Source organism: Chryseobacterium aquifrigidense, from assembly GCF_006716485.1.
GTDB classification, from domain to species: domain Bacteria; phylum Bacteroidota; class Bacteroidia; order Flavobacteriales; family Weeksellaceae; genus Chryseobacterium; species Chryseobacterium vietnamense.
In genome coordinates this window covers 141511-166874 of the sequence record NZ_VFPD01000002.1, presented here as the reverse complement: position 1 = coordinate 166874, position 25364 = coordinate 141511, and the positions used below count along the sequence as shown (strand labels likewise).

Annotated in this window: 18 protein-coding genes; 12 read left to right on the top strand and 6 right to left on the bottom strand. The window is 35.0% G+C overall.

Annotation, left to right across the window (positions count from 1 at the left end; genetic code table 11):
* Window positions 1-53: 53 nt before the first annotated feature.
* Window positions 54-2183, bottom strand: coding sequence for a carboxy terminal-processing peptidase (locus FB551_RS15845; RefSeq protein ID WP_047426494.1), 2130 nt, complete (start codon window positions 2181-2183; stop codon window positions 54-56).
* Window positions 2184-2526: 343 nt separating this feature from the next.
* On the opposite strand from FB551_RS15845, the gene FB551_RS15840 reads away from it, so the two are divergent.
* From FB551_RS15840 to FB551_RS15830, 3 genes are all read left to right on the top strand, one after another.
* On the top strand, window positions 2527-2697 hold the full coding sequence (locus tag FB551_RS15840) for a lmo0937 family membrane protein (protein WP_047426491.1): 171 nt from the start codon (window positions 2527-2529) through the stop codon (window positions 2695-2697).
* Window positions 2698-2983: 286 nt separating this feature from the next.
* Entirely contained in the window at window positions 2984-3772 is a 789-nt protein-coding gene (gene surE, locus FB551_RS15835) for a 5'/3'-nucleotidase SurE (protein ID WP_142018209.1), read from the top strand.
* A gap of 177 nt (window positions 3773-3949) precedes the next feature.
* On the top strand, window positions 3950-4987 hold the full coding sequence (locus tag FB551_RS15830) for a GMP reductase (protein WP_142018208.1): 1038 nt from the start codon (window positions 3950-3952) through the stop codon (window positions 4985-4987).
* A 48-nt stretch (window positions 4988-5035) separates the two neighbouring features.
* Here FB551_RS15830 and fabG read toward each other — a convergent pair whose 3' ends face one another.
* From fabG to FB551_RS15810, 4 genes are all read right to left on the bottom strand, one after another.
* On the bottom strand, window positions 5036-5779 hold the full coding sequence (fabG, locus tag FB551_RS15825) for a 3-oxoacyl-[acyl-carrier-protein] reductase (RefSeq protein ID WP_047426483.1): 744 nt from the start codon (window positions 5777-5779) through the stop codon (window positions 5036-5038).
* Window positions 5780-5953: 174 nt separating this feature from the next.
* A complete protein-coding gene (locus FB551_RS15820) occupies window positions 5954-7465 on the bottom strand; it encodes a WG repeat-containing protein (protein ID WP_142018207.1) in 1512 nt (503 codons plus the stop codon).
* Window positions 7466-7471: 6 nt separating this feature from the next.
* Complete coding sequence (rsmI, locus tag FB551_RS15815; protein ID WP_047426478.1) at window positions 7472-8146, bottom strand: 16S rRNA (cytidine(1402)-2'-O)-methyltransferase; 675 nt, start codon at window positions 8144-8146, stop codon at window positions 7472-7474.
* A gap of 2 nt (window positions 8147-8148) precedes the next feature.
* Window positions 8149-9630: a hypothetical protein gene (locus FB551_RS15810; RefSeq protein WP_142018206.1), complete on the bottom strand. Its 1482-nt coding sequence runs from the start codon at window positions 9628-9630 to the stop codon at window positions 8149-8151.
* A 61-nt stretch (window positions 9631-9691) separates the two neighbouring features.
* Between FB551_RS15810 and FB551_RS15805 the strand changes: the two genes are divergently transcribed.
* The 6 genes from FB551_RS15805 (at window position 9692) to FB551_RS15780 (ending at window position 18454) form a co-directional block, all read left to right on the top strand.
* On the top strand, window positions 9692-10279 hold the full coding sequence (locus FB551_RS15805; protein ID WP_034694049.1) for a thymidine kinase: 588 nt from the start codon (window positions 9692-9694) through the stop codon (window positions 10277-10279).
* A gap of 195 nt (window positions 10280-10474) precedes the next feature.
* Window positions 10475-12922, top strand: coding sequence for a bifunctional UDP-N-acetylmuramoyl-tripeptide:D-alanyl-D-alanine ligase/alanine racemase (locus FB551_RS15800; RefSeq protein ID WP_142018205.1), 2448 nt, complete (start codon window positions 10475-10477; stop codon window positions 12920-12922).
* A 2-nt stretch (window positions 12923-12924) separates the two neighbouring features.
* Window positions 12925-15084, top strand: coding sequence for a patatin-like phospholipase family protein (locus FB551_RS15795; protein ID WP_142018204.1), 2160 nt, complete (start codon window positions 12925-12927; stop codon window positions 15082-15084).
* A 5-nt stretch (window positions 15085-15089) separates the two neighbouring features.
* The gene (gene ybeY, locus FB551_RS15790) at window positions 15090-15509 is read left to right on the top strand and encodes an rRNA maturation RNase YbeY (protein ID WP_142018203.1); all 420 of its coding nucleotides are present in this window, start codon (window positions 15090-15092) and stop codon (window positions 15507-15509) included.
* A gap of 146 nt (window positions 15510-15655) precedes the next feature.
* The gene (mnmG, locus tag FB551_RS15785; RefSeq protein ID WP_142018202.1) at window positions 15656-17518 is read left to right on the top strand and encodes a tRNA uridine-5-carboxymethylaminomethyl(34) synthesis enzyme MnmG; all 1863 of its coding nucleotides are present in this window, start codon (window positions 15656-15658) and stop codon (window positions 17516-17518) included.
* Window positions 17519-17632: 114 nt separating this feature from the next.
* Entirely contained in the window at window positions 17633-18454 is an 822-nt protein-coding gene (locus FB551_RS15780) for a class I SAM-dependent methyltransferase (RefSeq protein ID WP_142018201.1), read from the top strand.
* Window positions 18455-19968: 1514 nt separating this feature from the next.
* Here FB551_RS15780 and FB551_RS15775 read toward each other — a convergent pair.
* The gene (locus FB551_RS15775) at window positions 19969-21159 is read right to left on the bottom strand and encodes a phosphoglycerate kinase (protein ID WP_047426464.1); all 1191 of its coding nucleotides are present in this window, start codon (window positions 21157-21159) and stop codon (window positions 19969-19971) included.
* 643 nt (window positions 21160-21802) lie between these two features.
* Between FB551_RS15775 and rpiB the strand changes: the two genes are divergently transcribed.
* The 3 genes from rpiB to FB551_RS15760 all read left to right on the top strand — a co-directional run bounded on the left by rpiB (window position 21803) and on the right by FB551_RS15760 (window position 25242).
* Window positions 21803-22237, top strand: coding sequence for a ribose 5-phosphate isomerase B (gene rpiB, locus FB551_RS15770; protein ID WP_047426463.1), 435 nt, complete (start codon window positions 21803-21805; stop codon window positions 22235-22237).
* A 339-nt stretch (window positions 22238-22576) separates the two neighbouring features.
* A complete protein-coding gene (gene rnr / locus FB551_RS15765) occupies window positions 22577-24730 on the top strand; it encodes a ribonuclease R (protein WP_047426460.1) in 2154 nt (717 codons plus the stop codon).
* Complete coding sequence (locus tag FB551_RS15760) at window positions 24730-25242, top strand: hypothetical protein (protein ID WP_142018200.1); 513 nt, start codon at window positions 24730-24732, stop codon at window positions 25240-25242. The genes rnr and FB551_RS15760 overlap by 1 nt, the downstream gene beginning before the upstream one ends.
* Window positions 25243-25364 lie beyond the last annotated feature (122 nt).

The window sequence follows — 25364 nt, the reverse complement described above, 5'->3', positions numbered from 1 at the left end:
TCCTGTTACTCAATAAAAAAACCGCTAATTTTCATTAGCGGTTTTTTTTATGTTTAGGATTTAGCTCCCATATCTGAGACAATATTCATTGCTTCCTGCAGGTAAAGATCTTTTTTCAGATTCTTGATCCACATTTCAGATTTTTTCTTGAAGGCTTCGTCTTTTTTCTCTCTTTCAATTTCACTTGGATACATCATAAACTGAAGTCCGTTCTCAAATTTAGTCAAAGCTTTGAACTTTTCAATCTGAGATTTTCTGTTCTTCATCAACTCATTGAACTTCGTAATATTTAAAGTGATATTTTCTTCTTTATCCAGTTTTTCTCTCCACTGAGCGGATTCTAATAACAACTGATAATTGCTGTTTTTAGCCATTCTGTCTGCACTTGCTTTTTCCAGCGCCTGAATATTGAAGTAGTTCAGTTTCTGGAATTTTGTAGGTGGAATTTTATCCCAGGCCAATGCATAATCATCATATCGCTCTCCTACTTCAGCATACGTAAAGAAATCTTTCATCTGAATATCAGAAACAATTCCTTTTCTCTGCGTAGATTCTCCTGTAATTCTGTAGAATTTCTGGATCGTCAGTTTTAAAGATCCGAAATCATCTTCCGTGTTCAGGAATCTGTTCAGATCCACAAAAGTCTGAACTGTTCCTTTTCCGAAAGACTGTGGAGATCCAATGATCATAGCTCTGCCATAATCCTGCATTACTCCTGCAAGGATTTCTGAAGCTGAAGCCGAAAGTTCATTTTGCATAATAACAAGCGGACCTGTCCAGATTGGAGTTTCATTTTTATTCTTAAGCGTCTGAATTTTTCCGTTTCCGTCTTTTACCTGAACGTAAGGACCAGCTTCCATGAAAAGTCCCATAATATCTCCTACTTCAGTTAAAGAACCTCCTCCATTATTTCTAAGGTCAAGAATGATTCCCTGGATATTCTGTTCTTTCAGTTTAATGATCTCATTTTTGATGTCATCAGAAGCGTTTCTTCCTTTGGCATTTTCAAAATCAGCATTAAAACTTGGAAGGTTGATGAAACCGTATTTTTTACCATTTGGAGTATTCACTACAATACTTCTTGCAAAAGTATCTTCAATAGCAACCTCTTCACGGATCATGGTTACATCTTTAATTGTTCCGTCTTTTTTCTGAACCGTTAATGTTACCGGTGTACCTTTTTCTCCTCTGATGAGTCTTACCGCTTCATCAGAAAGCATTCCTACTACATTTACAGCATCTTCTTTCGGTTTTGATCTTACTTTCAGGATTTTATCACCCTCAGAAAGTTGTTTCGACTTCCATGCCGGTGCACCAATGGTAAGAGCTCCTAAGTAAAGGTTTCCTTTTTTCTCCTGAATTAATGCTCCGATACCGATTACTTTTCCAGTAAACTGCGTATCAAAATCTTCTTTATCTTTTGGAGAATAATAGTTGGTATGTGGATCAAATACTTCTGTATATGCATTCATATACACGGTAAACCAATCCATTTTCTTTCTCTTTTTGAATCTTGTGAAAGTATCTTTTACAAGGTCTTTTACTTCATCAGTGGCTTTTTTGATCTTTTCGTCCTGAGTAAGAGGCTTAAACTTGATAGTATCTTTCAGCTTATACTTCTGAACAGAGTCTTTCTTTTCTTTCTGAGCTTCTTCTTTGCTATTCATCGACTCAACTTCCTGAAGGATATTGTATTTGATGAATTTTTTCCACTCATTATACTGTTCCTGTTTGTTGGCAGGTACTTTTTTTAGTTTGGGCTCAAGGGTAAGCGTTTCATCTTCCTGAAGATTGATTGGCTTACTGAAAATATCCTGTGTGATTTTATCAATCTCATCCACTCTTTGGTATAGCCTGTCAATCGTAAGCTTATAGAAAGTTAGATCACCTTGTCCGATATAATCATCAAGCTTGGTTTCATGCTTGTTGAATTCATCCATATCAGATTGCAGAAAATATCTTTTCGCTGGATCTACCAATTCGAAGTAATGCTTATAAACGTCCTTCGAATAGGCATCATTGATAGATTTCGGGCTATAATGCAGATAAGAAAGTGTATTTTTTACGCTCACCATTATCGTCTGCATCTTTTCATCGTCATTCTGTGGCGAGTTGAAACAAAACATTAGACTGGTTAATGGAATCAGGAGTAAAAATTTATTCAGTTTGAAATTTTTCCACATAAACTGTCTTTATTTATTAATTTTTTTAAAATAAGTATAATAATTAGTAGCAGTAATTTTGGTACTGTTACAAATGATCAAATTTAATACCTTATTTACAAATATCGACAGTTTTAGCCATTTTTATTTAAAGAGATTTGCAAATAATCAAAACAGTGTTAGTCATTTCCTATTGTCAGGGTGTTTCATTACAAAATCATACAGACAAGTGTTTTTTAGGACATATCTGAAGTTTCATTTTTTAATCAAAAAAACAAAAAATACATACCACAAAAATTAATTTTCAGCCATAAAGGCACAAAATATGCAGAGAATTAACCATACAAATTCAAAATATTAAGTCATGAAAAGTTTACTATGGTTAGTCGCAGTCATCTGCATCGTTGTTTGGCTATTAGGAATGTTAGGAATCGTTCCCGGAATGAGCACAGGTTATTTAATTCACGTTTTACTGGTTATTGCCATTATCGTTATTCTTTATAATATCATTTCTGGCAGAAAACCTCTAGACTAGTGAATTATTTTGTAAACCGTTTAAATTAAAACTGAAATGAAATTTATATTAAATTCCCTTCATTTCAGTTTTATTTTGTGTACTTCGTTCTTTTCCTATTTACGCTTAGTTTCTCATTTTACAAGTCAATGTATGAGAATTTTATTTCTCTTTTCACAATAGCCAATCCCAATCTGGTATTTTATGGCTCCTGATTTTTACCTACATTTGATGTGTTGAAAATCTGTTTGTTCAATTCTTAAATGAGCAAACTCACTCTATTTAAATAAAAAATTAAAGATAATTTATGGAAAGACCACTTATTCTGGTGACTAATGATGATGGAATTACAGCTCCTGGTATCAGAAATCTTGTCAGTTTTATGAATGAAATCGGAGAAGTAGTGGTTGTAGCCCCCAACTCTCCTCAAAGTGGAAAAGGGCACGCTATTACCATCAATTCTACCCTAAGTTACGAAGAAGTTACCCTGGACGGTCCGCAGACTGATTTTTCCTGCAGTGGAACTCCCGTTGACTGTGTAAAAATGGCTCTTGACAAAATTCTGAAAAGAAGACCTGACATTGTGGTTTCAGGAATCAATCACGGAGCAAATTCTTCGATCAATGTAATCTATTCAGGGACAATGTCCGCTGCCGTAGAAGCTGGTGTGGAAGGAATTCCTGCGATTGGATTCTCATTACTGGATTTCAGCTGGGAAGCAGATTTCACCCAGGCTAAGGAATTTATTCAGAATATCGTAAGAAGAACATTGGAAAACCCAATGCCAAAAGGAATTGTACTGAATGTTAATATTCCAAAACTTCCTGCCGATGAAATAAAAGGGGTAAAAGTTTGTAAACAAGCTCATGCCAAATGGGAAGAAAGTTTTGATGAAAGAATCAATCCGCACGGTAAAAAATATTACTGGCTAACAGGTTATTTCAACAATATGGATGATTCTGAAGATGCTGATGAAACAGCATTGGCTAACGGATATATTTCTATTGTTCCGGTAAAGTTTGACCTTACGGCATACGAATACATGAAAACCCTGGAAGAAGTGATGACTTTTGCAGATGTAAAAGAGGAGAAATAATTCTGGAAACATAAGAAGCTTCGATTCAGAACAGAGCGAAGTTTTCAAATAATTAAAATACGGTTTGAAAACTTATTTCAAACCGTATTTTTTGTTCCATAAACAGGAAAATCCATGATCTAAGAAACTGTCTGTTCAGGATTATTTACTACCTTTATTCTGACAAATAATTACAAAATGCGTATAGAATATGACATAAAACTGGGGTTTAAGGACGTAATGTTCCGCCCTAAGCGTTCTACTTTAAAATCCCGTTCAGAAGTTGATTTACAAAGAGAATTTACCTTTAAACATACTAAGAAAAAATGGACAGGAGTACCGGTAATTGCAGCAAATATGGATACGGTAGGAACTTTTGAAATGGCCGTAGAGCTGGCCAAAGAAAAAATTATTACAGCGGTTCATAAACATTATACTCCTGAGGAATGGAGCGAGTTTCTCAACAGCCAGCCCGAAAGTATTCACCAATACATTGCCTTAAGTACAGGAACTGGGAAAGCTGATGAAGAAAAAATAAAATTCATCCTCGAAAAACACCCAAAAATAGAGTTTCTCTGCATAGATGTAGCCAATGGGTACTCTGAGCATTTCGTTGAATTTGTGAAGAAAGCAAGGGCTAATTTTCCGGATAAAATAATTATGGCAGGAAATGTGGTTACCGGAGAAATGGTAGAAGAGCTTCTTTTGGTTGGGGCAGATATCATCAAAGTAGGTATTGGTCCCGGATCAGTGTGTACTACAAGAGTAAAAACCGGCGTAGGATATCCTCAGCTTTCAGCGATTATTGAATGTTCAGATGCCGCTCACGGTCTGGGAGGACATATCATTGCTGACGGAGGATGTAAAGTACCCGGAGATGTGGCAAAAGCTTTTGGTGGTGGTGCAGATTTTGTCATGCTGGGCGGAATGTTTGCAGGACATGACGAAAGCGGCGGAGAAATGATTGAAGAAAACGGTAAAAAATATCGTTCTTTCTATGGAATGAGTTCCAAAACAGCCATGGATAAGCATTCAGGAGGTGTTGCAGAATATCGTGCTTCTGAAGGGAAAACCGTGAAGGTGCCCTATAAAGGACCTGTAGCAGATACTGTAAAAGATATATTGGGCGGTGTACGATCTACATGTACTTATGTAGGGGCATCAAAGCTTAAGGAACTTTCTAAAAGAACCACTTTTATCAGGGTTCAGGAACAGGAAAACCAGGTTTTTAACTAAGGATCTGAAAAGAAAATAAAAGGCTGCATATGCAGCCTTTTTATATTGTTACGTTAACATTCCGCCGTCAACATTTAACGTCTGTCCGGTAATGTATGCTGACATTTCGCTGCCTAAGAATACACAAGCATTGGCAATATCTGCAGGCTGTCCTCCTCTCTTCATTGGAATTTCTTCTCTCCATCCCTGAACTGTTTTTTCGTCCAGAACAGCAGTCATTTCTGTTTCAATAAATCCAGGTGCAATAGCATTACATCTGATATTTCTTGATCCTAGTTCCAATGCTACAGATTTTGTAAATCCTATTACCCCCGCTTTAGAAGCTGCATAGTTTGCCTGTCCGGCATTTCCTTTTACACCTACTACAGAAGTCATATTGATAATAGATCCTGATCTTGCCTTCATCATCGGCTTGATTACCGCTTTTGTAAGGTTGAAAACTGAATCTAAATTTACTTTGATTACTTTATCCCAATCTTCTTTGGACATTCTCAATAGCAGGTTATCTTTTGTAATCCCTGCATTGTTTATCAAAATATCAATCTGCCCAAACTCCGCCATTACTTCTTCCACCAATTTCTGAGCAGCATCATAATCTGATGCGTCAGACTGATATCCCTTAACCTGGGTTACAGAACTTAAAGCGGCTTCTAATTCTTTTGCTTTGTCTACAGAGCCAGCATAGGTAAATGCTACTTTTGCCCCTTGTTGAGCAAACATTTCAGCGATACCTTTACCGATTCCTCTTGTAGCTCCGGTAATTAGTGCTACTTTTCCTTCTAATATTTTCATATCTATTGACAATTATTTTCTTTTATAACTCGTTCAGCTAGTGACAGCTGCCTCTTCATGTTTCTACAATTCCTTTCTGGAATTAAACGGTTTGCAAAGATATTATAAAATGTTATTCAACCCATTTAAATTGTCAAAATACTACTATTTTTTTGATGATTATCAGGATTTTCATTAAAGTTGAAGGGAATTATTTTTAAATCTGGTGAAATAAATAAAGTCTGTTTTTTTACTTTTGTCTAGTTTTAATACCTCTTTTTGCCAGAAATATTTATCATAAATAATCTCTTTCAGAGGCTCATGCTGAAAATTGGAAACCCCGAATTTCCCTTCTTTTTTAACGACAATTTCGTTTTCAGCATTCCCGAATGTTATAATATCTTCGTAAACAAACGGTACAATTTCTTTTCCTTCCGCATCCAGAATTCCATATAAGTTGTCTTTATTTTTACATACCAAAGGTTTTGAATACTGATTAAGGGGATTAAAATATTCAACATCTTCATTTTTTATCTGGCTGATATTTTTCAATTCAGATAATGACTGATCTTTCACAGAAAACCTGTAGTAACGATCCTCTTTTCCAATAATTAAATTATCAGGGTAAAAACCCAAAATCTGAACCCCATCTCCTACAATATTTTTAAGATCTTTATCAAGAAATTTCTCTTCATTTCCTTTTTTAAGGTAAATAAAATCTTTCCCGGAAATGGTGAAGCTTCTTATAAAATCATATTCCTGTGGAACAATCACATTCCCTTCCAGGTCTATAATTCCATATTTCTTTACCTTATCATTATAGACACCGAAATAATTATTCAGTAAAGGATTTACATATTTAAAAGTCTGCGCATACAGCTTTCTGTCTTTTTTATTGAAAACTGTTGTCTTTCCGTTTTTTGTAAGGTAGATATACTCCTTTCTGCCAAAATATTCCGGAGTGATATCGTTATAGATTTCTTCAGCAATTGTATTTCCATCAGTATCAATTAAACCATATTTTCCTGTAGCTTTATTTTGACTAATCAGATAAGGATAAGCATTAATGTTGACAACCAGTTTAGAAAATTTGTGAAGGGTCTGCCCATTAGTTCCAATGATTTCTTTTTCATTGTCTTCATTGATGATCAGTGCTCTGCCCTCTTCAAAGCTATAATCTTCTTTAAATTCCCGGGTGCTGAGCTGTTTTCCTTTAAAGTCATACAGAAACCATCTTTTATCCTTTAAAACCAAAAGTCTGTTCTTCCCTGAAAAACGAATCTTTTCTGAATAAGGAATGATTTCCTTTCCGTTAAAATCATAGACTGCTTCTGCATTTTTTTTTGATGAAATGATGCATTCTTCACTCCACCAAGGTGTATTAAACTCCTGATCATTCAAAGGGATAAGTTCATTCCCTTTTTCGTCAATAACGGCTGATTTTCTACTATTTCCTTCATCAGAATAAAGGATAAAACGGTTTTTGAAAACATGCAGAATACCTCCTTTGTAAGAAGATTCAAATGTTATGGTTCCTAAAGAATCTACAATTCCCTGTTTCTTGTAACCAGTATCATAGAATGTTCCATATCCCTCCGAATAAGAACTGATCTCTTTTCCTGTTTTTTTCGACAGGATCACCTTCATATATTGGTTAGTCTGTGCTGTACAGACTACAGAACACAATACAAAAACTAATTTTTTCAAAGAAAATTAAATAGAATTATTGACAATAAGAACGATCTCCCCTTTTAAAGTTTTACTCTTGGAGAATTCAATTAATTCATTGATTGTTCCACGTTTAGTTTCTTCAAATTTTTTAGAAATCTCCCGGCTTAAGCTTACTTTGGTTTCTTCTCCAAAGAATTCTTTAATCTGCTCCAGCGTAGTATTGATTTTATGGGGACTTTCATAAAGAACAATAGTCTTTTTCTCTTCGGCAAGTTGTTTCAGTTTGGTTTGTCGTCCTTTTTTCTGAGGCAGAAATCCTGCGAATAGAAATTCATTATTAGGAAGTCCTGAAACCACAAGGGCCGGAATCAGAGCGGTTGCTCCGGGAAGACAAATCATATCAATATTATTATCAGCTCCTGCTTTTGCCAGCAAATATCCCGGATCTGAAATACCAGGTGTTCCCGCATCGGTAATAATAGCGATATTCTGGCCGTTTTTAAGGTCTGCAATCACTTTCTCCGTAGCCTGATGCTCATTATGTAAATGATAGGATTTCAAAGGCTTGGAGATCTCAAAATGTTTTAAAAGTACTCCGGACGTTCTGGTGTCTTCACATAAAATATAATCAACTTCTTTCAGGACATTTACCGCCCTGAATGTCATATCTTCCAGGTTCCCGACTGGTGTGGGAACAAAATATAGGATTCCGCTCAAAATTATAAGAATTTATTTTCCACCAATATCCAAAGTCTCTGTGCATATTCATCCACCTTATTCCATTTTCTGTCGTAATAAAGATCGCTCAGATATTCTTTGGCTTCTTCCAGGGTTCTGAATTGGTTCAGCTGGTAAACGGTATCGTTCAGATCAGCCTGGCTTCCTTCAAAAAGCATCTTCGTGAAGGCAAGTCTGTCATTCAGATCCAGCTTAAATTCAGGTTTCAGCTTGTCGGCCTCCATGAATTGTGTTGGAATATTGGATTTCAGAATACTTCCGCTATCTTCTTTTACAACCGGCGTTGTTTTTTCTTCCTTGGAAAGCTCCAGATGATCGTCATCAAAAAGTGACTGAACAGCCTTCATTCCTTTGATATTGGCTAATTTTATTTTTTTCTCCCGATGGTATTCTTCTAAATTTTCGAAGCTCTCATCAGAAGGATGTTTATCTGTTTCTTCACGAACAGGTTTGTCGATTTCAACAATTTTTCTTCGGTCATACACTTCGGCAAGGATGCTTTCTTCTTTTACAGGTTCTTCTGAATGGTCATTTTTAATCTCACTCAGAATATTTTCTACATTGGAAGTTTCTGTTGCCATTTCTCCCTGCTCTATGGAAATGTTCGAAGCTACAAACTGCTCTTCGTTTTCTTCAATCAGTATTTCATCATCCAGAGTTTCTGTATCAAAAATGCTCGGAATTGTTTCCGTTACAGAAGATTTTACATCATTTACTACTGCAGAATACTTTTCTTTTTCAGATTCCGGCTCAATACTTTCTTCTTCCTGTTCTTCTATTTCATTAAGCTGATTATTGAAAACAGCTTCTTCCTCGGTTACTTCATTATGAAACAGATCTTCATTAAGATCTTCATCCGAATCCGGTGTAGAATCTGCCAGAATTTTATCCTCATCTACAAAACTCAAAACAGCTCTCTGTTCCTCAGAAATTTCATTTTCATCAATTTCATTCAGTTCATTATTGAAAGCAGCTTCTTCTTCCAGGGTTTCATATTCGGAAGTCTGTTCCTGAATATTTTCAGCTAGTTTTTCTTCGTTGTTTTCTTCTACAAAACTTACGATATTTTCATGGAATTTATTCTCAACAATTTCATTCAACTGATTATTGAAAACAACTTCTTCTTCAGATTCATCTGAAAAAACTTCATTTTCATCAATTTCGTTCAGTTCATTATTGAAAATAGCTTCTTCTTCCATCACTTCATTTCCTGTATCATGATGTTCTGTTTCACCTGAAACAAACGAGACATACTGATGATCCGGATTTTGCGCCGTATTATCTGCTACGAAGTATTCAATATTTTTTTCCAGCAGTTTCAAAAAAGAAATCCTGTTAGCAAGCTCATCTACAAGATCTTGCTTGGAAAGTAATTCGTCTATATTGCTTATTTTGTCCAGATTATCAATGATATTCATGGATTCAAAAAAAATCTTTTCCTTTAAATCTTGGATATTCTGCATAATAAGATTCTTATTAAAATTGCTTACTTTTGATGTTAAAAATATACGGCTAATTTAACAAATGTTTTTAGAAAATACAATTAATCATTCCAAACAAAGTGGTTGGATGGAAGTGATTTGTGGCTCTATGTTTTCCGGTAAAACCGAGGAACTTATCCGCAGATTGCGAAGAGCGGAAATGGCAGGACAGAATGTGGAAATTTTTAAACCTAAAATGGATATCCGATATTCTGAGGAGGATGTAGTATCTCATAATCAGAATAAAATCCGCAGTACCGCAGTAGAAAACCCTAATGAAATTCTTCTGCTGGCTTCCAATTGTGATGTAGTAGCCATTGATGAAGCTCAGTTTTTTGATGAAAGCATTGTTGATGTGGCCAACCAGCTTGCCAATAGCGGTATCAGAGTAGTGATTGCAGGATTGGATATGGACTTTCTGGGCCGTCCGTTTGGACCCATGCCTAATTTGATGGCGACTGCCGAATATGTTACAAAAGTGCATGCTATTTGTAAGAGAACAGGTAATCTGGCCAACTATTCCATGAGAACTTCTCAGGGAGATAATCTGGTAGAATTGGGAGAAACTGAAAGCTATGAAGCAGTAAGCCGCCGTGTTTTTATTGACGAAGTACTTTCAAAAAGAAAATAATAAATGAATAAAGGCAAAACAGAGAAAAACAGCTGTTTGCCACAAAACATACAATATATTCACTTAATATAAAATGAAAAGCGAAATGCTTTATTGTAAAATAGTAAAAAAGAAATAGATTACAGAACGGTCTTTATTCTTTTTCAGTTTTTACCTTTTTGCAGTTTCGCTCAAAATAAAGCAGAAAGGGTACCAATGAATTATACAATACAACACATTGCAGAGATCACCAATGCACAGATCATTGGAGACGGAAATTTATTGATCAAAAATATAGCGTACGACAGCAGAATTATTTATTCTACCAAACATACAGCCTTTATTGCCATCAATACTCAGAAAAATTCCGGTGAAAAATTTATTGAATCTGCAATGGACAGAGGTATCAATGTCATTATTTCTGAACATCATTATCCGGAATTTGAAAATATAACCTGGATTATTGTTGAAAATTCCGTAGAGTTTCTTCAAAAATTAGCAAAGTATCATTTCGAACATTCTCACTTACAATCTATCGGAATTACGGGAAGTAATGGTAAAACTATTTTAAAAGAATGGTTGTATCAATGTGTATGGAATGAATTTCCTACGGTAAAAAGCCCCAAGAGTTTTAATTCTCAGATCGGCCTTCCCCTCTCTCTTCTCCAAATCAACAGCTCACATCAGCTGGGAATTTTTGAGGTGGGAATTTCAAAACCGGATGAAATGGAAAAACTTGAAAATATTTTCCACCCTCAGATCGGATTGTTAACTCATATTGGAACTGCACATGCCGCCAACTTTTCTTCCGAGGAAAAACTGATTGATGAAAAGATCATTCTTTTCAAAAATTCCGAAGTGATCATTTATAATGGTGACAATGCTCTGGTTGATCAAAAAATTAAAAATTCATATTCGGATAAAAAATTAATTTCTTACGGTTTTAAAAAAGAGAACCAGGTATTCATCAAAAACAATATTTCCAAAGATGAAAACATCATTGTTGAATATTTTGGTGAAGAAATCAGTTTTCCGGTTCACCAGAGAGACGAAGCAACATTAACCAATGCTATGGCGCTTATCTCCGTACTTAAGGAACTGAATATCGAAAATAAAAAGATCGTTGAAAAAATCAACCTTTTAAAAGCCGTTGAAATGAGGCTTGAAGCAATTGAAGGTATTAAAGGCAATATTGTCATCAATGATTCTTTTAATCTTGACCTCGATTCTTTGATGACTGCCCTTCAGTTTTTAAATGAATATAATAAATCTAAAAAATCGCTGGTTTTAACAGATATCGTTGGAGTGAATTCCAATGCTAAAGAATTATATGAAGAAGTTTCTGAACTTGTGAATGAGCAGCATTTTGATTCTGTATTCTTAATTGGTGATGAAATATCAAACTTTAGTGAATTATTTAAAGCTAAAACCTATACTTTTATTGATACCAAAGAGCTCATTGAAAGTAAACATCTTACTGAAATAGAAAATCAGATCATTCTACTGAAAGGAGCCAGAAAATTTGAGATCGAAAAACTAAAAGATATTCTTGAGCTCAGAAAACATGATACGGTATTGGAAGTAAACCTTAATGCAATCCTTCACAATATCAACTATCATAAATCTCTTCTGAAGCCAGGAACTAAAATGATGGCCATGGTAAAAGCCAATGCTTATGGATTGGGAAGCTATGAAGTATCAGAATTTCTTCAGCACCATCATATAGATTACCTCGGAGTAGCTTATGCTGATGAAGGTGTAGAACTTCGTAAAAAAGGGATCACGACTCCTATTATTGTGATGAATCCTGAGCAGCACAGCTATCAGACAATTATTGAATATAATCTTGAACCTGAAATTTATAGTTTCAGAGTGTTGGAATTATTCTATGAAGCCGTTCAAAAATCCGGATACGACAAGAAATATCCTATTCATATAAAGCTGGAAACCGGAATGCACCGTCTTGGTTTTAAAGATTTTGAGCTGGATCAGTTAAGCGAGACTTTAAGCCGGAAAAATGTAAAGGTACAGAGCATGTTCAGCCATTTATCATCTTCTGATATGCCTGAAGAAAAAGAATTCACATTAAAACAACTCGAGGTTTTTGATAAAAATTCCAGTTACCTTATTGAAAAATTAGGGTACACTCCTATCCGCCATATCCTGAATTCAGCAGGAATTACGAGCTATAAAGATCACCAGTATGACATGGTAAGAATCGGAATCGGTATGCTGGGAGAATCAGCAGATCCTGAAATTCAGAAACAATTACGTTCTGTTGTAAGCTTTAAAACCGTAATTTCACAGATATCAACCGTTGAAAACGGGGAATCCGTAGGATACAGCAGAAGATATAAAGCTGATCATCCTACAAGAATTGCAACGATTCCTGTGGGATATGCAGATGGAATTCCAAGACTGATCGGAAACCAGGTAGGAAATGTTGGTGTGAATAAAACATTAGCGCCTATCGTTGGAAATATCTGTATGGATATGATGATGATCAATGTAGACCATATTCCGAATGTAAAAGAAGGTGATACGGTAACTGTTTTCAACGCCAAACCAAGTTTAAAAGAATTCGCAGGATACTGCAAAACGATAACCTATGAAGTATTAACCTCCATTTCGCCCCGGGTGAAACGGATTTATATAAAAGATTAACTATGAGAAAACTCCTGATTCTGCTTTCCATATTCCAATTGTTATTGATCCATTCTCAGGTAAAAAAAGATTTGGTAATCCCGAAAAACCCAAAGATCGGATTATCGCTTGCCGGTGGTGGAGCTAAAGGATTTTCACATGTCGGAGTTCTTAAAGTATTAGATTCCCTGGGGGTGAAAGTGGACTATATTTCGGGAACCAGTATGGGAGCGATTGTAGGCGGATTGTATGCCGCCGGGTATTCCGGAAAAGAAATAGAAAAAATAGTCATGGATACGGATTTCTATTCTCTCATTATGGATCCGAAGTCCCGGCAGGAAGCCAGCTTTTTCAATAAATCTGTAGATAAATACCTTTTATCCATTCCGCTTAAAAACGGAAAAATCACACTTCCCTCTTCTATCAGCACCGGCCAGAGAAACGTTTATCTTCTGAAAGAACTTTTCAAAAACGTTTCCAATATTGAAGACTTTTCTAAGATGCCTATTCCATTCCTATGCGTCGCCACCAATCTTGAAAGCGGAAATATGCAGATCTTTGAAAAAGGAGATCTGGTGCAGTCTATCATGGCAAGCTCGGCTTTTCCATCTTTAATGGATCCAGTAAAAATTGGCGACAGTATTTATATTGACGGAGCGATGACGGTAAACTATCCATCAAAGCCTTTAAAGGACAAAGGAATTGATATTGTTATCGGCGTAGACCTTAATCAGGATCTATCCAAAAGAGAGGATTTAAACAATATTATATCCATTCTGAACCAGGTCATTGATTTTGGAATCAAAAAAGATACCCGAAGACAATATAAATATACGGACATCAATATCAAACCCAACCTGAAAGGAATGTCTGCTACAAGCTATGATGATAAAAAGAAAATTCTGGACAGCGGATATGTGGAAGGATTGAAATATTCCCAGATTCTGGACCAGCTTCCCAAGAAACCATTTGACCGCCTCAGACAGCGTGTAAATCCTATATATTCCAACGTTTATAAGATAGATAGTATTTCTATTGAAGGCAGTAAAATTTATGGTAAAAACTATACCCTTGGGAAAATGGGGTTACGCCTTCCCTCTTTGCAGACTTATGGAAGTATTAATAAAATGATTGATAAACTGGTTGCTACCAACAACTACAAATTTATCAATTATGATATTGTTCAGGAGAATGATGCCAACTATCTGAAGCTTTACATAACTGAAGATGATGCCCGTCATTTCTTGAAATTCGGACTTCATTATGATGAAGTTTTTAAAACAGGACTTCTTTTGAATTATTCGGCGAAGAGACTGTTATTTAAAAATTCAAACCTCTCTCTGGACGTCGTTGTAGGAGATCGTCTGAGATATTATCTGAATTATTTTGTAGATAACGGATACATTCCGGGAGTTGGTCTTTATTCGTCAGGAATGAGCTTTGATATAAAAAATATAGACAACTATGTAGTAGACCGCTGGGAATGGATCAGAAATGAAGCCTATATACAATCCATATGGAAGGACAAATTTGCCATTGGGGGTGGTATAAGCCATGACTATTTTAAAGCAGAAAACAGCAATGGAGATAACAGGCGGTACAGCCGTTTTCTGAACCCTTACGTCTTTATAAAAACTGATACCCAGGATGACAAGGAATTCCCGACAAAAGGGGTTTATTTTGCGGCAGAAGGAAAGGTTGTAGACCTATTGAAGTCTGAAGTTGATAAAAGAATCATTCAGATTAAAGCAGATCTTAAGCTTAATATTCCACTTGGCAAGCAATTCAGTTATCGTCTTAATTTATTTGGAGGGGTTACACTTGGTGACAATCTTCCAGCCTATTATCAATATCGATTAGGAGGAATTTTTGAGCAGAATCTCATGAATTTTAAAAGTTTTGGAGGGTTCTATTTTGCCCAGCTTTATACAAACAATGTAATACTGGCATCCAATGATATCCAGTTTAAGTTTAATAAAAACTATTTTATCAGTGGAAACTTTACCTTTGCTAATTTATCAAACGATATTAAATTTGAAGATGCAGTTAAAGTAAATTATAGCTCATTAGGAATAACGGCAGGTTACAAATCTCCTTTCGGGCAGATAAAAGTAAACTTCAGCCACTCACTTAAAAACAACCAAAAAGGTATATTCAGTGTTATTTTAGGACACTGGTTTTAAAAAAAATGATACAGTTCTTTTACGAAAACTTACCAGAGTCAGTAAGTACAGATTACAAAAAATGGCTGGAAGATCTTATTCTTTCAGAAGGAAAAAAAACAGGAGAAATCAATTATATTTTCTGTGATGATGAATATCTTCTTAAGATCAATCAGGATTATTTGCAGCATGATTATTATACAGATATCATCACTTTTGATTATGTAAAAGGCAAGACAATAAGCGCTGAGATTTTCGTATCTTTGCAGCGCATTTCTGATAACGCCTCTACCCTTTCCCGAGATTATGAAGAAGAATTAAGAAGGGTTTTAGCCCATGGTATTTTACACCTTGTAGGCTATAAAGACAAGACGGAAGAGGAAGAAAAAGAGATGCGGAGAATGGAAGATTTGTACCTGGACAAATATAGGGATTTAAAGTTTTAGAATTGAACAATCACTTAAGATCCCATATCTAAAGTACTCTATTCTAGCAACAATGTAAGTTTACCTAGAGTGCATTCTCCAAAAATGTTTCACGTGAAACATTGGTTATAAAGATAAGGTTTAAAGCTTAAACAAGCGAGATAAAAATGATTTCAGAAATATATGATGTAATAGTAGTAGGTGCCGGACATGCAGGTTGTGAAGCAGCAGCAGCAGCAGCAAACCTCGGTTCAAAAACTTTACTTATTACAATGAATATGCAGACCATCGGACAGATGAGTTGCAACCCGGCAATGGGCGGAATCGCAAAAGGACAGATCGTAAGAGAGATTGATGCAATGGGAGGATATTCCGGAATTGTGGCAGACAAATCTGCCATCCAATTCAAAATGCTGAATCTTTCAAAAGGTCCTGCGATGTGGTCTCCGAGAACCCAAAATGATAGAATGCTTTTTGCCGAAGAATGGCGCTTAGCATTAGAGAATACTCCCAATCTTGATTTCTTTCAGGATATGGTAAAACAACTGATTGTTGAAAATAATAAAGTAGCAGGAGTTGTTACTTCTTTAGGAATTGAGATTAAAGCAAAATCTGTAGTTCTTACCAACGGAACTTTCCTTAACGGATTAATCCACGTTGGAGATAAACAATTAGGCGGAGGAAGAATGGGTGAACCAAGAGCTTTTGGAATTACAGAACAATTGGTCACTTTAGGTTTCGAAGCAGGAAGAATGAAAACAGGTACTCCACCGAGAGTAGACGGAAGAAGTTTGGATTATTCAAAAATGGAAGAACAGAAAGGTGATGAAAATCCTCAAAAGTTCAGCTATCTTGATACACCGAAACTGACAAAACAATTAAGCTGTCATATTGTATATACCAACGAAACGGTACATGATATTTTGAGAGAAGGTTTTGACAGAAGTCCAATGTTTAATGGAACCATTCAAAGTTTAGGCCCAAGATACTGCCCAAGTATTGAAGATAAAATTAATCGTTTTGCAGAAAGAAACAGACATCAGCTTTTCGTAGAACCGGAAGGATGGAAAACTGTAGAAATCTATGTAAACGGATTCAGTTCTTCTCTTCCTGAGGATGTACAGATCAAGGCAATGAAACATATACCAGGATTTGAAAACGTAAAAGTATTCCGTCCGGGTTATGCTATTGAATATGACTACTTCCCTCCTACCCAATTGAAACATACGCTGGAAACAAAATTAATCGACAATTTATATTTCGCAGGCCAGATCAATGGAACAACAGGATATGAAGAAGCAGCCGGCCAGGGATTAATTGCCGGAATCAATGCACATAATAAAGTACACGAAAAAGGAGATTTTATTCTAAACAGAGATGAAGCTTATATTGGAGTATTAATTGATGACCTGATTACAAAAGGAACTGAAGAACCTTACAGAATGTTTACTTCACGTGCCGAATACAGACTTCTATTAAGACAGGATAATGCCGATATCAGATTAACAGAAAAAGCATACCAGCTAGGATTAGCAAAAGAAGACAGATTAAGACGAGTTGAAACTAAAATATCTGAAAGTCAGTCACTTGAAGAGTTTCTTCGTGAAACTTCTTTAAAACCAGGTATTATCAATCCGGTTCTTGAATCTATTGAAAGCAGCCCAGTAGATCAGGCTTACAGAGCAGCTCAAATTCTTACCAGACCTAATATGACATTAGAAAAACTGGATGAAATCGACTTTATTAAAGAAGTTTCTACTCAATATAATGATGAAGTAAGAGAGCAGGCAGAGATCAATATTAAATATAAAGGTTATATTGAGAAAGAAAAAGAAAATGTTGCTAAATTAAATCGTCTGGAAAACATTAAAATTCCTGAAGATTTTGATTACACAAAGCTTTCCAGCCTTTCTGCAGAAGCAAAACAGAAGATGTCTAACGTACGTCCGAAGACTATTGCACAGGCAGGAAGAATAAGTGGTGTTTCCCCAGCAGACATTAACGTTTTATTAGTTTACTTAGGACGATAAAAAAAAATGTTTCACGTGAAACATTTGAAAATAAAAACAAAATTAAGGTATTTAAAAGCGTAAAACACTTCTGAATATTTTAATTTTTTTATCATATAAAAGCTATTTACTTCAATGAAAATAAAAGATCATTTTCTTTCACAGGAAATATTTGAGATTAAAGAAACTGAAACAAAAGGAGTTTTTAAAACCACTCCTATCCCATCCAATATTTCCAGATACTACGAAAGTGAAGATTATATTTCTCACCATCAGGATTCTGGAAGCCTCAAAGAAAAGCTTTACAAATTTCTTCAATCATTCAATCTGCAGTATAAAAAAAATATTCTGGTAGACAGAATAAAAAAAGGATCAAAAGTTTTGGACTACGGGTGCGGTGCCGGAGAGTTTGTAAAATATATAGAAAATGATTTTGAAACGTTCGGTTTTGAACCAGATTCGGATGCAAGAAAAGCAGCACAAGGAAAAGTAACTAAGGCTACCATCTCAGATGATATTAATAAAATTGAGGAAAACACCTTAGATGCTATTACACTCTGGCATGTATTTGAACATATCGAGAACCAGGATGAGATGCTTACAGTCTTTCATGAAAAATTAAAAGAAAAAGGAATTCTTATTATCGCTGTTCCCAATCCTACTTCTTATGATGCGAAACATTACAAAGAATATTGGGCAGCTTATGATGTGCCAAGACATATTTACCATTTTTCTAAAAATGGAATGGAAAATCTAATTTCCAAAAATCCGGATTGGAAAATGAGGAAAATTAAACCTTTGGTTCTTGACTCCTACTACATCTCCATGTTAAGCGAAAAATATAAAAAATCTCCTCTATTTTGGCTAAAAGCAATTGTTTACGGAACAATTTCGAACGTAAAAGCCTTATTTTCGAACGAATTTTCAAGTTTAATATACATTATCGAAAAAAGATAGAAAATCGATTTTTGACCCATTTATGAAGGTCAATTTTCAGCATTTCCAGCTTAAAAAATAAAAACTCAGGATATTTCTCCTGGGTTTTTCTTTTTTCAGGATCAAATCCACACTTCGATTTCTTCTTCAGTTTTATCAAAACTTCAAAATAAGATCCAACACACAATTATTTCTTACACATCGAAAACATCCCCTACCCCATTTCGATAATAGAGAAGAAATTCAAAAACCTTAACTGAAAATTTATCCAGCTACAGCTCTCTCTGAGCTTTTATTCCATTCTTCACTAAAAACAAAAAATTAACGCTTAAAAACAGAAAAAAAATCTCAGCAAGATAAATTCTTACAAATTAGACTTTAATTTAGCCTCAAATTATAATTAGATATAAATTATCGGAAAAAGATAGAAAATCGATATTTAAGCTATTTATAAAGGTCGATTTTTAATGCTCTAATAAGAAAAATGAGAAAAAAGAGGAAAGTGCTTCTGCACAGAAAAAAAATGAAAAACCGATTTTATCAAAAATAAATTCTTCCACAATTAAAAACAAAAGAAGACCTCCCCTACTCCACTTTATCATTTTAAATTTTCCCAGCTTCAAAAAATTGAATTAGCCAATCTTTTCAAATACAGGACAAAAAAGAAAACTATGAAATTAATAATCCAGCAAAATTTAAAAACAGAATCATTAAAAGAATTTAAAGGCGCAAAGCAAAATCCTAACACCATAAAAGATGAAAATAAATGTTACTAAATCTATCCTGGAAAAGTTTTAGAAATTAAATTTTTTTTTATCTTATTCACTTTGTGGCACTTACCTACTAATTCCAACTGTTATTATAAAATTTTTGGAGAATATTATACGTAATAAAATAACATGAAAAACAGTTTAATAACTGATAACCAATAAAATACATAGCCTTCACTTTAATGTGACATAATAATTCGGTTAAATTTAAGATTTTAAACAAACCAAATTTTATGTATGCTACATTCTTAACTAAATACGGAGATTAAAAATCATATCAATATGAAGTATAATTTCCTCACCGGATAATTTAAGATCACCTCTCTAAATCTTTTTTGAAAAATAATGATCATCCGTTCTATTGGAAGAAAAAATTAATTTACCTTCTGTGATCATCAAATTATTTTCGTGAAGCTTAAATTTAACTCCAAGTATCCTTCAAAATACAGAGTATAAATGCAGAGATAAAAACAGCTTTTCTGTTATCCTTAGTATTGCAAAAATCATAGTCATAGATCAAATTAAAATGAGAATAAAATCAAGAAAAAAGCTTCCTGCACTTATCAATTTTACATGAATATTCTGAGCCAAAATTTCCTGAAAACCATAAGTCATTGAAAAAGAATTCAACCATTCACTATATAACTATAAGTTATATCTAAAATAGTATCAAAACCACCATGACTAAAGGATTTTCTATAATTTTTAGACATGGAAAAACCTGCTAATATAATTAGCAGGCTTCAAAATATCTGTTATTTTCTATTAATTATTGATTGCAGCTACACCTGGTAACTCAAGTCCTTCAAGACTTTCAAGCATTGCTCCACCTCCGGTAGAAACATAACTTACCTGATCAGCATATCCGAATTGCTTAACAAAAGCAACACTGTCTCCTCCACCTACTAAAGAGAAGGCACCAAGTCTCGTCGCTTCAGCAATACTTTCCCCTAATGCAACTGTTCCACCGGCAAAATGAGACATTTCAAAAACTCCGATTGGTCCGTTCCAAAGAATAGTTCTTGAATTTAGCAAAACATCATTAAACTGATCTCTGGACTTGTGACCAGCATCAAGCCCCATCCATCCTTCAGGGATTGCATAGATATCAGCTTCTTTTCTTTCTACATCATTACTAAAACTTTCAGCAATGATAGCATCTGAAGGAAGATATACTTTTACTTTGTGTTCTTTTGCTTTTCCTAAAATCTCAAGTGCCAGAGGAAGCTTATCTTCTTCTACAAGAGAATTTCCAACTTTTCCTCCAAGAGCCTTAATAAAAGTGAATGCCATACCTCCACCAATGATCAGATTATCTACTGCAGGAAGGATATTTTCTATAATGGTAATTTTAGTTGAAACTTTAGAGCCTCCCAGAATAGCTGTAACTGGTCTTTCACCACTCTTCAAAACTTTATCGATAGCCTGAAGCTCTTTAGCCATCAGTAAACCGAAATATTTAGTTGACGGAAAATACTGAGCAATTACTGCTGTAGAAGCATGAGCTCTGTGTGCTGTACCAAATGCATCATTTACATAAGCATCCCCTAACTTTGCAAGTTTCTCAGCGAATGCAGCATCCCCTTTTTCCTCTTCATTATGAAAACGTACATTTTCCAATAGTAAGATCTCACCTGGTTTTAAATCTGCAGCTGCCTGCTCTGCTTTCTCACCAATACATTCATCAACAAACTTTACATCCTGTCCTAAAACAGAAGAAACTTCATCTACAATATGTTTAAGGGAAAATTCATCTTTAACCTCTCCCTTTGGTCTTCCAAGGTGGGTAATTAAGATGACAGAACCACCATCATTAAGGATCTTCTCCACTGTTGGTTTTACAGCAACAATTCTTGTGTTGTCTGTCACCTTCAGTTGATCATCCTGTGGAACATTGAAGTCCACTCTTACCAGAGCCTTCTTATCTTTAAAATTAAGATCATTGATTGTTTTCATAAATAGATTTATTTTTTGCTAAGCCTTTATGAGACTGCCGCGAGAAATCCGTTTTAGCTTTTGATAAAATCTCGCAAGAACAATTTCATAAATCTCATTGAATTTTTGTTTCACAAATGTAAGGTTTTAAACTTTTTCAACAGTTTGATTAAAATAAAAGTTTTCAAAAACTTTCCCCGAACCCAATCACCCATTAATCAACAATTTTTTCTCTTTTAAAAAAAAAAATAATGTAGTTGTTGTTGAGTGTTGTTAGTTTCGGGGATAAGTTTTAGGCTAAAAATTGATAACATTCAACTTTTATTCAACTCATATTTAATTCACAATATAAATCTCTGTAAACCTGCTATTTCACACACTTATTAACAAATGTTGATAACTTTGAGATGAAGCCATTATTAGTTATTTTATTATGGAAAAATCTGGGGATAGCTGAAGAAAACATCTGGAAAGTTGTGGTGAAAATCTTCAGAAAGAATTTCTATTACGAAATAAATTCATCTTTAAAAATAGAAAGTTGATAAAAGTTTTCCACAGTTATTCACATACCTTTTCACAATTAACTCAGGGTTTACTAACACGAATTGTTATTATTATTACCTTTGTAAGGAAATAGAATCTAATAAAGCTTAATAAGAGTACTATGAAAAGAAAAATTGCTATCGCAGCGGACCATGCAGGCTATGAATATAAGGAGATTGTTAAGAACTACCTTTCAGAACGTTTTGAAGTTCAGGATTTTGGAACGTTTTCCACAAACAGTGTGGATTATCCGGACTTTGTACACCCTGCCGCAACCTCTGTGGAAAACGGAGAAAATGAGCTGGGAATTCTGATCTGTGGAAGCGGAAACGGAGTTCAGATCACTGCTAACAAACATCAGAAGATAAGATGCGCTTTATGCTGGATGCCGGAGATTGCAACACTGGCAAGACAGCATAATGATGCCAACATGATTTCACTGCCGGCAAGATTTATAGCTAAGGAACTGGCGCTGGAAATTGTAGATCAGTTTCTTTCAACAGACTTCGAAGGTGGAAGACACCAGAATAGAGTTGACAAAATTGCAGTTTGCTAAATACTATAATAAGGCTTGTAAATTACTTTGCAAGCCTTATTTATTTTTTATTCGTACATTTGCAGTGTCCAATAGAAATTACACTCTATTATTCTCCAAAGCCTTTCTTATATTTGAAATATATTTAATAGAAGGTTTTTCTCTTTTCTTCTCCAGAATTGTATTAAATTTATACAAAACTAAAGCTCCCGTTGTAAGCAAACTGAAAGATAATTTCTGATGATTTACGGAAAGATTCTAATGATGAAATTGAATGACCTTATACAAAGGAATGAATAAGGAAGATTTAGAAAAAGGTCTTAGTTGAGATAAGACCAAAACAATTAAAAGAAAATTAAAATGCCAAAAAAAAGAAAATATATAAGTCATAAAAATGATTTAAAAATGATGGAGATCGGCAGACTGATCCTCCGTTTTATGAATGCAAATTCATCCAAAATTTATAATTATAAGCAGATCGCCGATGGAATAGATTATAAAAATCCAAGACAAAGAGAACTTGTTATCCAGGCACTGCATAAACTTCAGGGATCTGAAAAGATTAAGGAAGTAGAAAAAGGAAAGTATATTGTGAACCTGAAAATAGCAGGAACGCTTACCGGAACTATAGACTTCAACCAAAGCGGAAATGCTTATGTAAGTGTGGAAGGCCTGGAAGATGATGTCTTCGTCCATGCCAAAAATGTGAAGGATGCACTGCAGGGAGATAAGGTTCTTATTATAACTTATCATTATAAAGGAAAGAAGCTTGAAGGTTCTGTTCTGGAAGTTTTAGAACGTAGCAGAACAGAATTTGTGGGTACCTTTCAGAAGGTTGCTCATAAGGAATTCGGGTTTGTGGTTTGTGATAAAAAGACCATCAACACAGATATCTTCATTCCGAAAGGAAAATTCAACAGCGCTGAAGATGGCGATAAGGTCATTGTAAAAATGACAGAATGGAGACCGGGTGATAAAAATCCGGAAGGTGAAATCATTCAGGTGCTGGGTGCTCCTGGAGAACATGAAACGGAAATCCACTCTATTCTTGCAGAATATGGTCTTCCTTATGAGTTTCCATCGGAAGTAGAAGCTGATGCAGATAAAATCGACAGAAGGATAACAGATGAAGAGGTAGCAAAACGTTGGGATATGCGTAATATCTGTACGTTTACCATTGACCCTAAGGATGCGAAAGATTTTGATGATGCTTTATCCATAAGAAAAATGGAAAATGGAAACTGGGAAATCGGGGTCCATATTGCTGACGTATCTCATTATGTGGTGCCGGGAACTATTCTGGATGATGAGGCGTATCAGAGAGCTACTTCGGTATATCTTGTTGACAGGGTTGTGCCGATGTTGCCGGAAGTATTGAGTAATGATGTTTGTTCCCTTCGTCCACACGAAGACAAATATACTTTTTCAGCCGTTTTTGAATTGAATGACAATGCTGAAATTCAGAAACAGTGGTTTGGAAGAACGGTTATTCATTCAGACAGAAGATTTACCTATGAGGAGGCTCAGGAACGTATCGAGACCGGAGAGGGAGATCTTGCGGAAGAGATCAACACACTGGATAAGCTGGCGAAAATAATGCGTCATGAACGTATCAGAAAAGGAGCCATTACTTTTGATAGAAGTGAGGTAAGATTCAATCTTGATGAAAATAGTGAACCGATTGGTGTTTACTTTAAAATAAGTAAAGACTCGAATCACCTGATCGAAGAATTCATGCTTTTAGCCAATAAGAAAGTATCAGAATATGTATCACTTTCAAGAAAAGGTGAGATCACAAATAATACATTTATTTACAGGGTTCACGATGATCCGGATCCTGCGAAATTAGAGTCATTGAGAGACTTTGTTGCTACTTTCGGATATAAAATGGATCTGGCCAATACCAAAAAGGTAGCCGCATCTTTGAATAAACTTCTTCATGATGTGAAAGGAAAGGGCGAAGAGAATATGATTGAAACTCTTGCGATGAGAAGTATGAGCAAAGCAGTATATTCTACAGAACCTATTGGCCACTATGGTCTTGGTTTTGAATATTACAGTCACTTTACCTCTCCTATCCGTCGTTACCCGGATTTGTTGGCACACCGTCTTCTTCAGCATTATCTGGACGGAGGAAAATCTCCAAACAGAGGTGAGCTTGAAGAAAAAGCAAAACACTGTAGTGCTATGGAAAGACTGGCTGCAGATGCAGAAAGAGACTCCATCAAGTTTATGCAGGTGAAATTCATGGAAAAACATCTGGGAGAAACATTCAGAGGAGTGATTTCCGGAGTGGCTGAGTTTGGTTTCTGGGTCGAAATCCCAGAAAACGGAGCTGAAGGACTTATCAAGCTTAGAGATCTTGTAGATGATTCCTATATGTATGATGCAAAAACACATGCAGTATACGGAATAAGACACGGAAATAAATACCAGTTAGGAGATGAAGTTCAGATCAAAGTGGTAAAAGCCAATCTGATTCAGAAGCAGCTTGATTTCCAGATTGTGAAGTAATGACGAGAATAGATAAATACATTGTATTTAGTATTTTAAACGCAATATTATTGGTAACAGTAATTTTTAATACTGTTATCAATTTTTATCTGTTTGTACTGGCAATAATCATTCTTGTAGTCATATGTAATATTTTAATCAAAAAGAAGATTATTAATATTGATAAACAAGGAAAAAAATACTTTTTTGGAGTGACATTTCCACAGATAGTCAATGCATTTTTTTTGATCAATTATGTCACAGGAATGAATCCTACCCAGGAAACATACTGTTTCAGATCTATGGTTTCAGAGGTTGGAAGTGTGCGCAGCCATCAGAAAGGTAAAACAACTTACGTTTATTTGAGCGGAAACGCCTACGAATATTCTTATATGACCAGAAGTTTTTGGATTGATTATAAAAGAATGCTGTTTAAAAATCAAGTTATTTATACCTTCGAAAGAGGTATTTTTGGTCTTAAAATTAGAAAAGATTTCGAATTTGTTTTTAATGAAAACTGTCTGGAAAAATAAAAAATCAGATTGCTGAACGTATGCAGTAAAATAATAATACAAAAGAGGTTGTTTCTAAACGGAATGACCTCTTTATTTTTTTTGCAAAAAACGTATAATAAATGCTCCTCTCCTATTTCTAA

Bases quoted from the DNA above. Each gene is read 5' to 3' on its own strand.
- FB551_RS15845 (WP_047426494.1), bottom strand. From the start codon at position 2,183: ATGTGGAAAAATTTCAAACTGAATAAATTTTTACTCCTGATTCCATTA.
- FB551_RS15840 (WP_047426491.1), top strand. From the start codon at position 2,527: ATGAAAAGTTTACTATGGTTAGTCGCAGTCATCTGCATCGTTGTTTGG.
- surE (WP_142018209.1), top strand. From the start codon at position 2,984: ATGGAAAGACCACTTATTCTGGTGACTAATGATGATGGAATTACAGCT.
- FB551_RS15830 (WP_142018208.1), top strand. From the start codon at position 3,950: ATGCGTATAGAATATGACATAAAACTGGGGTTTAAGGACGTAATGTTC.
- fabG (WP_047426483.1), bottom strand. From the start codon at position 5,779: ATGAAAATATTAGAAGGAAAAGTAGCACTAATTACCGGAGCTACAAGA.
- FB551_RS15810 (WP_142018206.1), bottom strand. From the start codon at position 9,630: ATGCAGAATATCCAAGATTTAAAGGAAAAGATTTTTTTTGAATCCATG.
- FB551_RS15805 (WP_034694049.1), top strand. From the start codon at position 9,692: ATGTTTTTAGAAAATACAATTAATCATTCCAAACAAAGTGGTTGGATG.
- FB551_RS15800 (WP_142018205.1), top strand. From the start codon at position 10,475: ATGAATTATACAATACAACACATTGCAGAGATCACCAATGCACAGATC.
- FB551_RS15795 (WP_142018204.1), top strand. From the start codon at position 12,925: ATGAGAAAACTCCTGATTCTGCTTTCCATATTCCAATTGTTATTGATC.
- ybeY (WP_142018203.1), top strand. From the start codon at position 15,090: ATGATACAGTTCTTTTACGAAAACTTACCAGAGTCAGTAAGTACAGAT.
- mnmG (WP_142018202.1), top strand. From the start codon at position 15,656: ATGATTTCAGAAATATATGATGTAATAGTAGTAGGTGCCGGACATGCA.
- FB551_RS15780 (WP_142018201.1), top strand. From the start codon at position 17,633: ATGAAAATAAAAGATCATTTTCTTTCACAGGAAATATTTGAGATTAAA.
- FB551_RS15775 (WP_047426464.1), bottom strand. From the start codon at position 21,159: ATGAAAACAATCAATGATCTTAATTTTAAAGATAAGAAGGCTCTGGTA.
- rpiB (WP_047426463.1), top strand. From the start codon at position 21,803: ATGAAAAGAAAAATTGCTATCGCAGCGGACCATGCAGGCTATGAATAT.
- rnr (WP_047426460.1), top strand. From the start codon at position 22,577: ATGCCAAAAAAAAGAAAATATATAAGTCATAAAAATGATTTAAAAATG.
- FB551_RS15760 (WP_142018200.1), top strand. From the start codon at position 24,730: ATGACGAGAATAGATAAATACATTGTATTTAGTATTTTAAACGCAATA.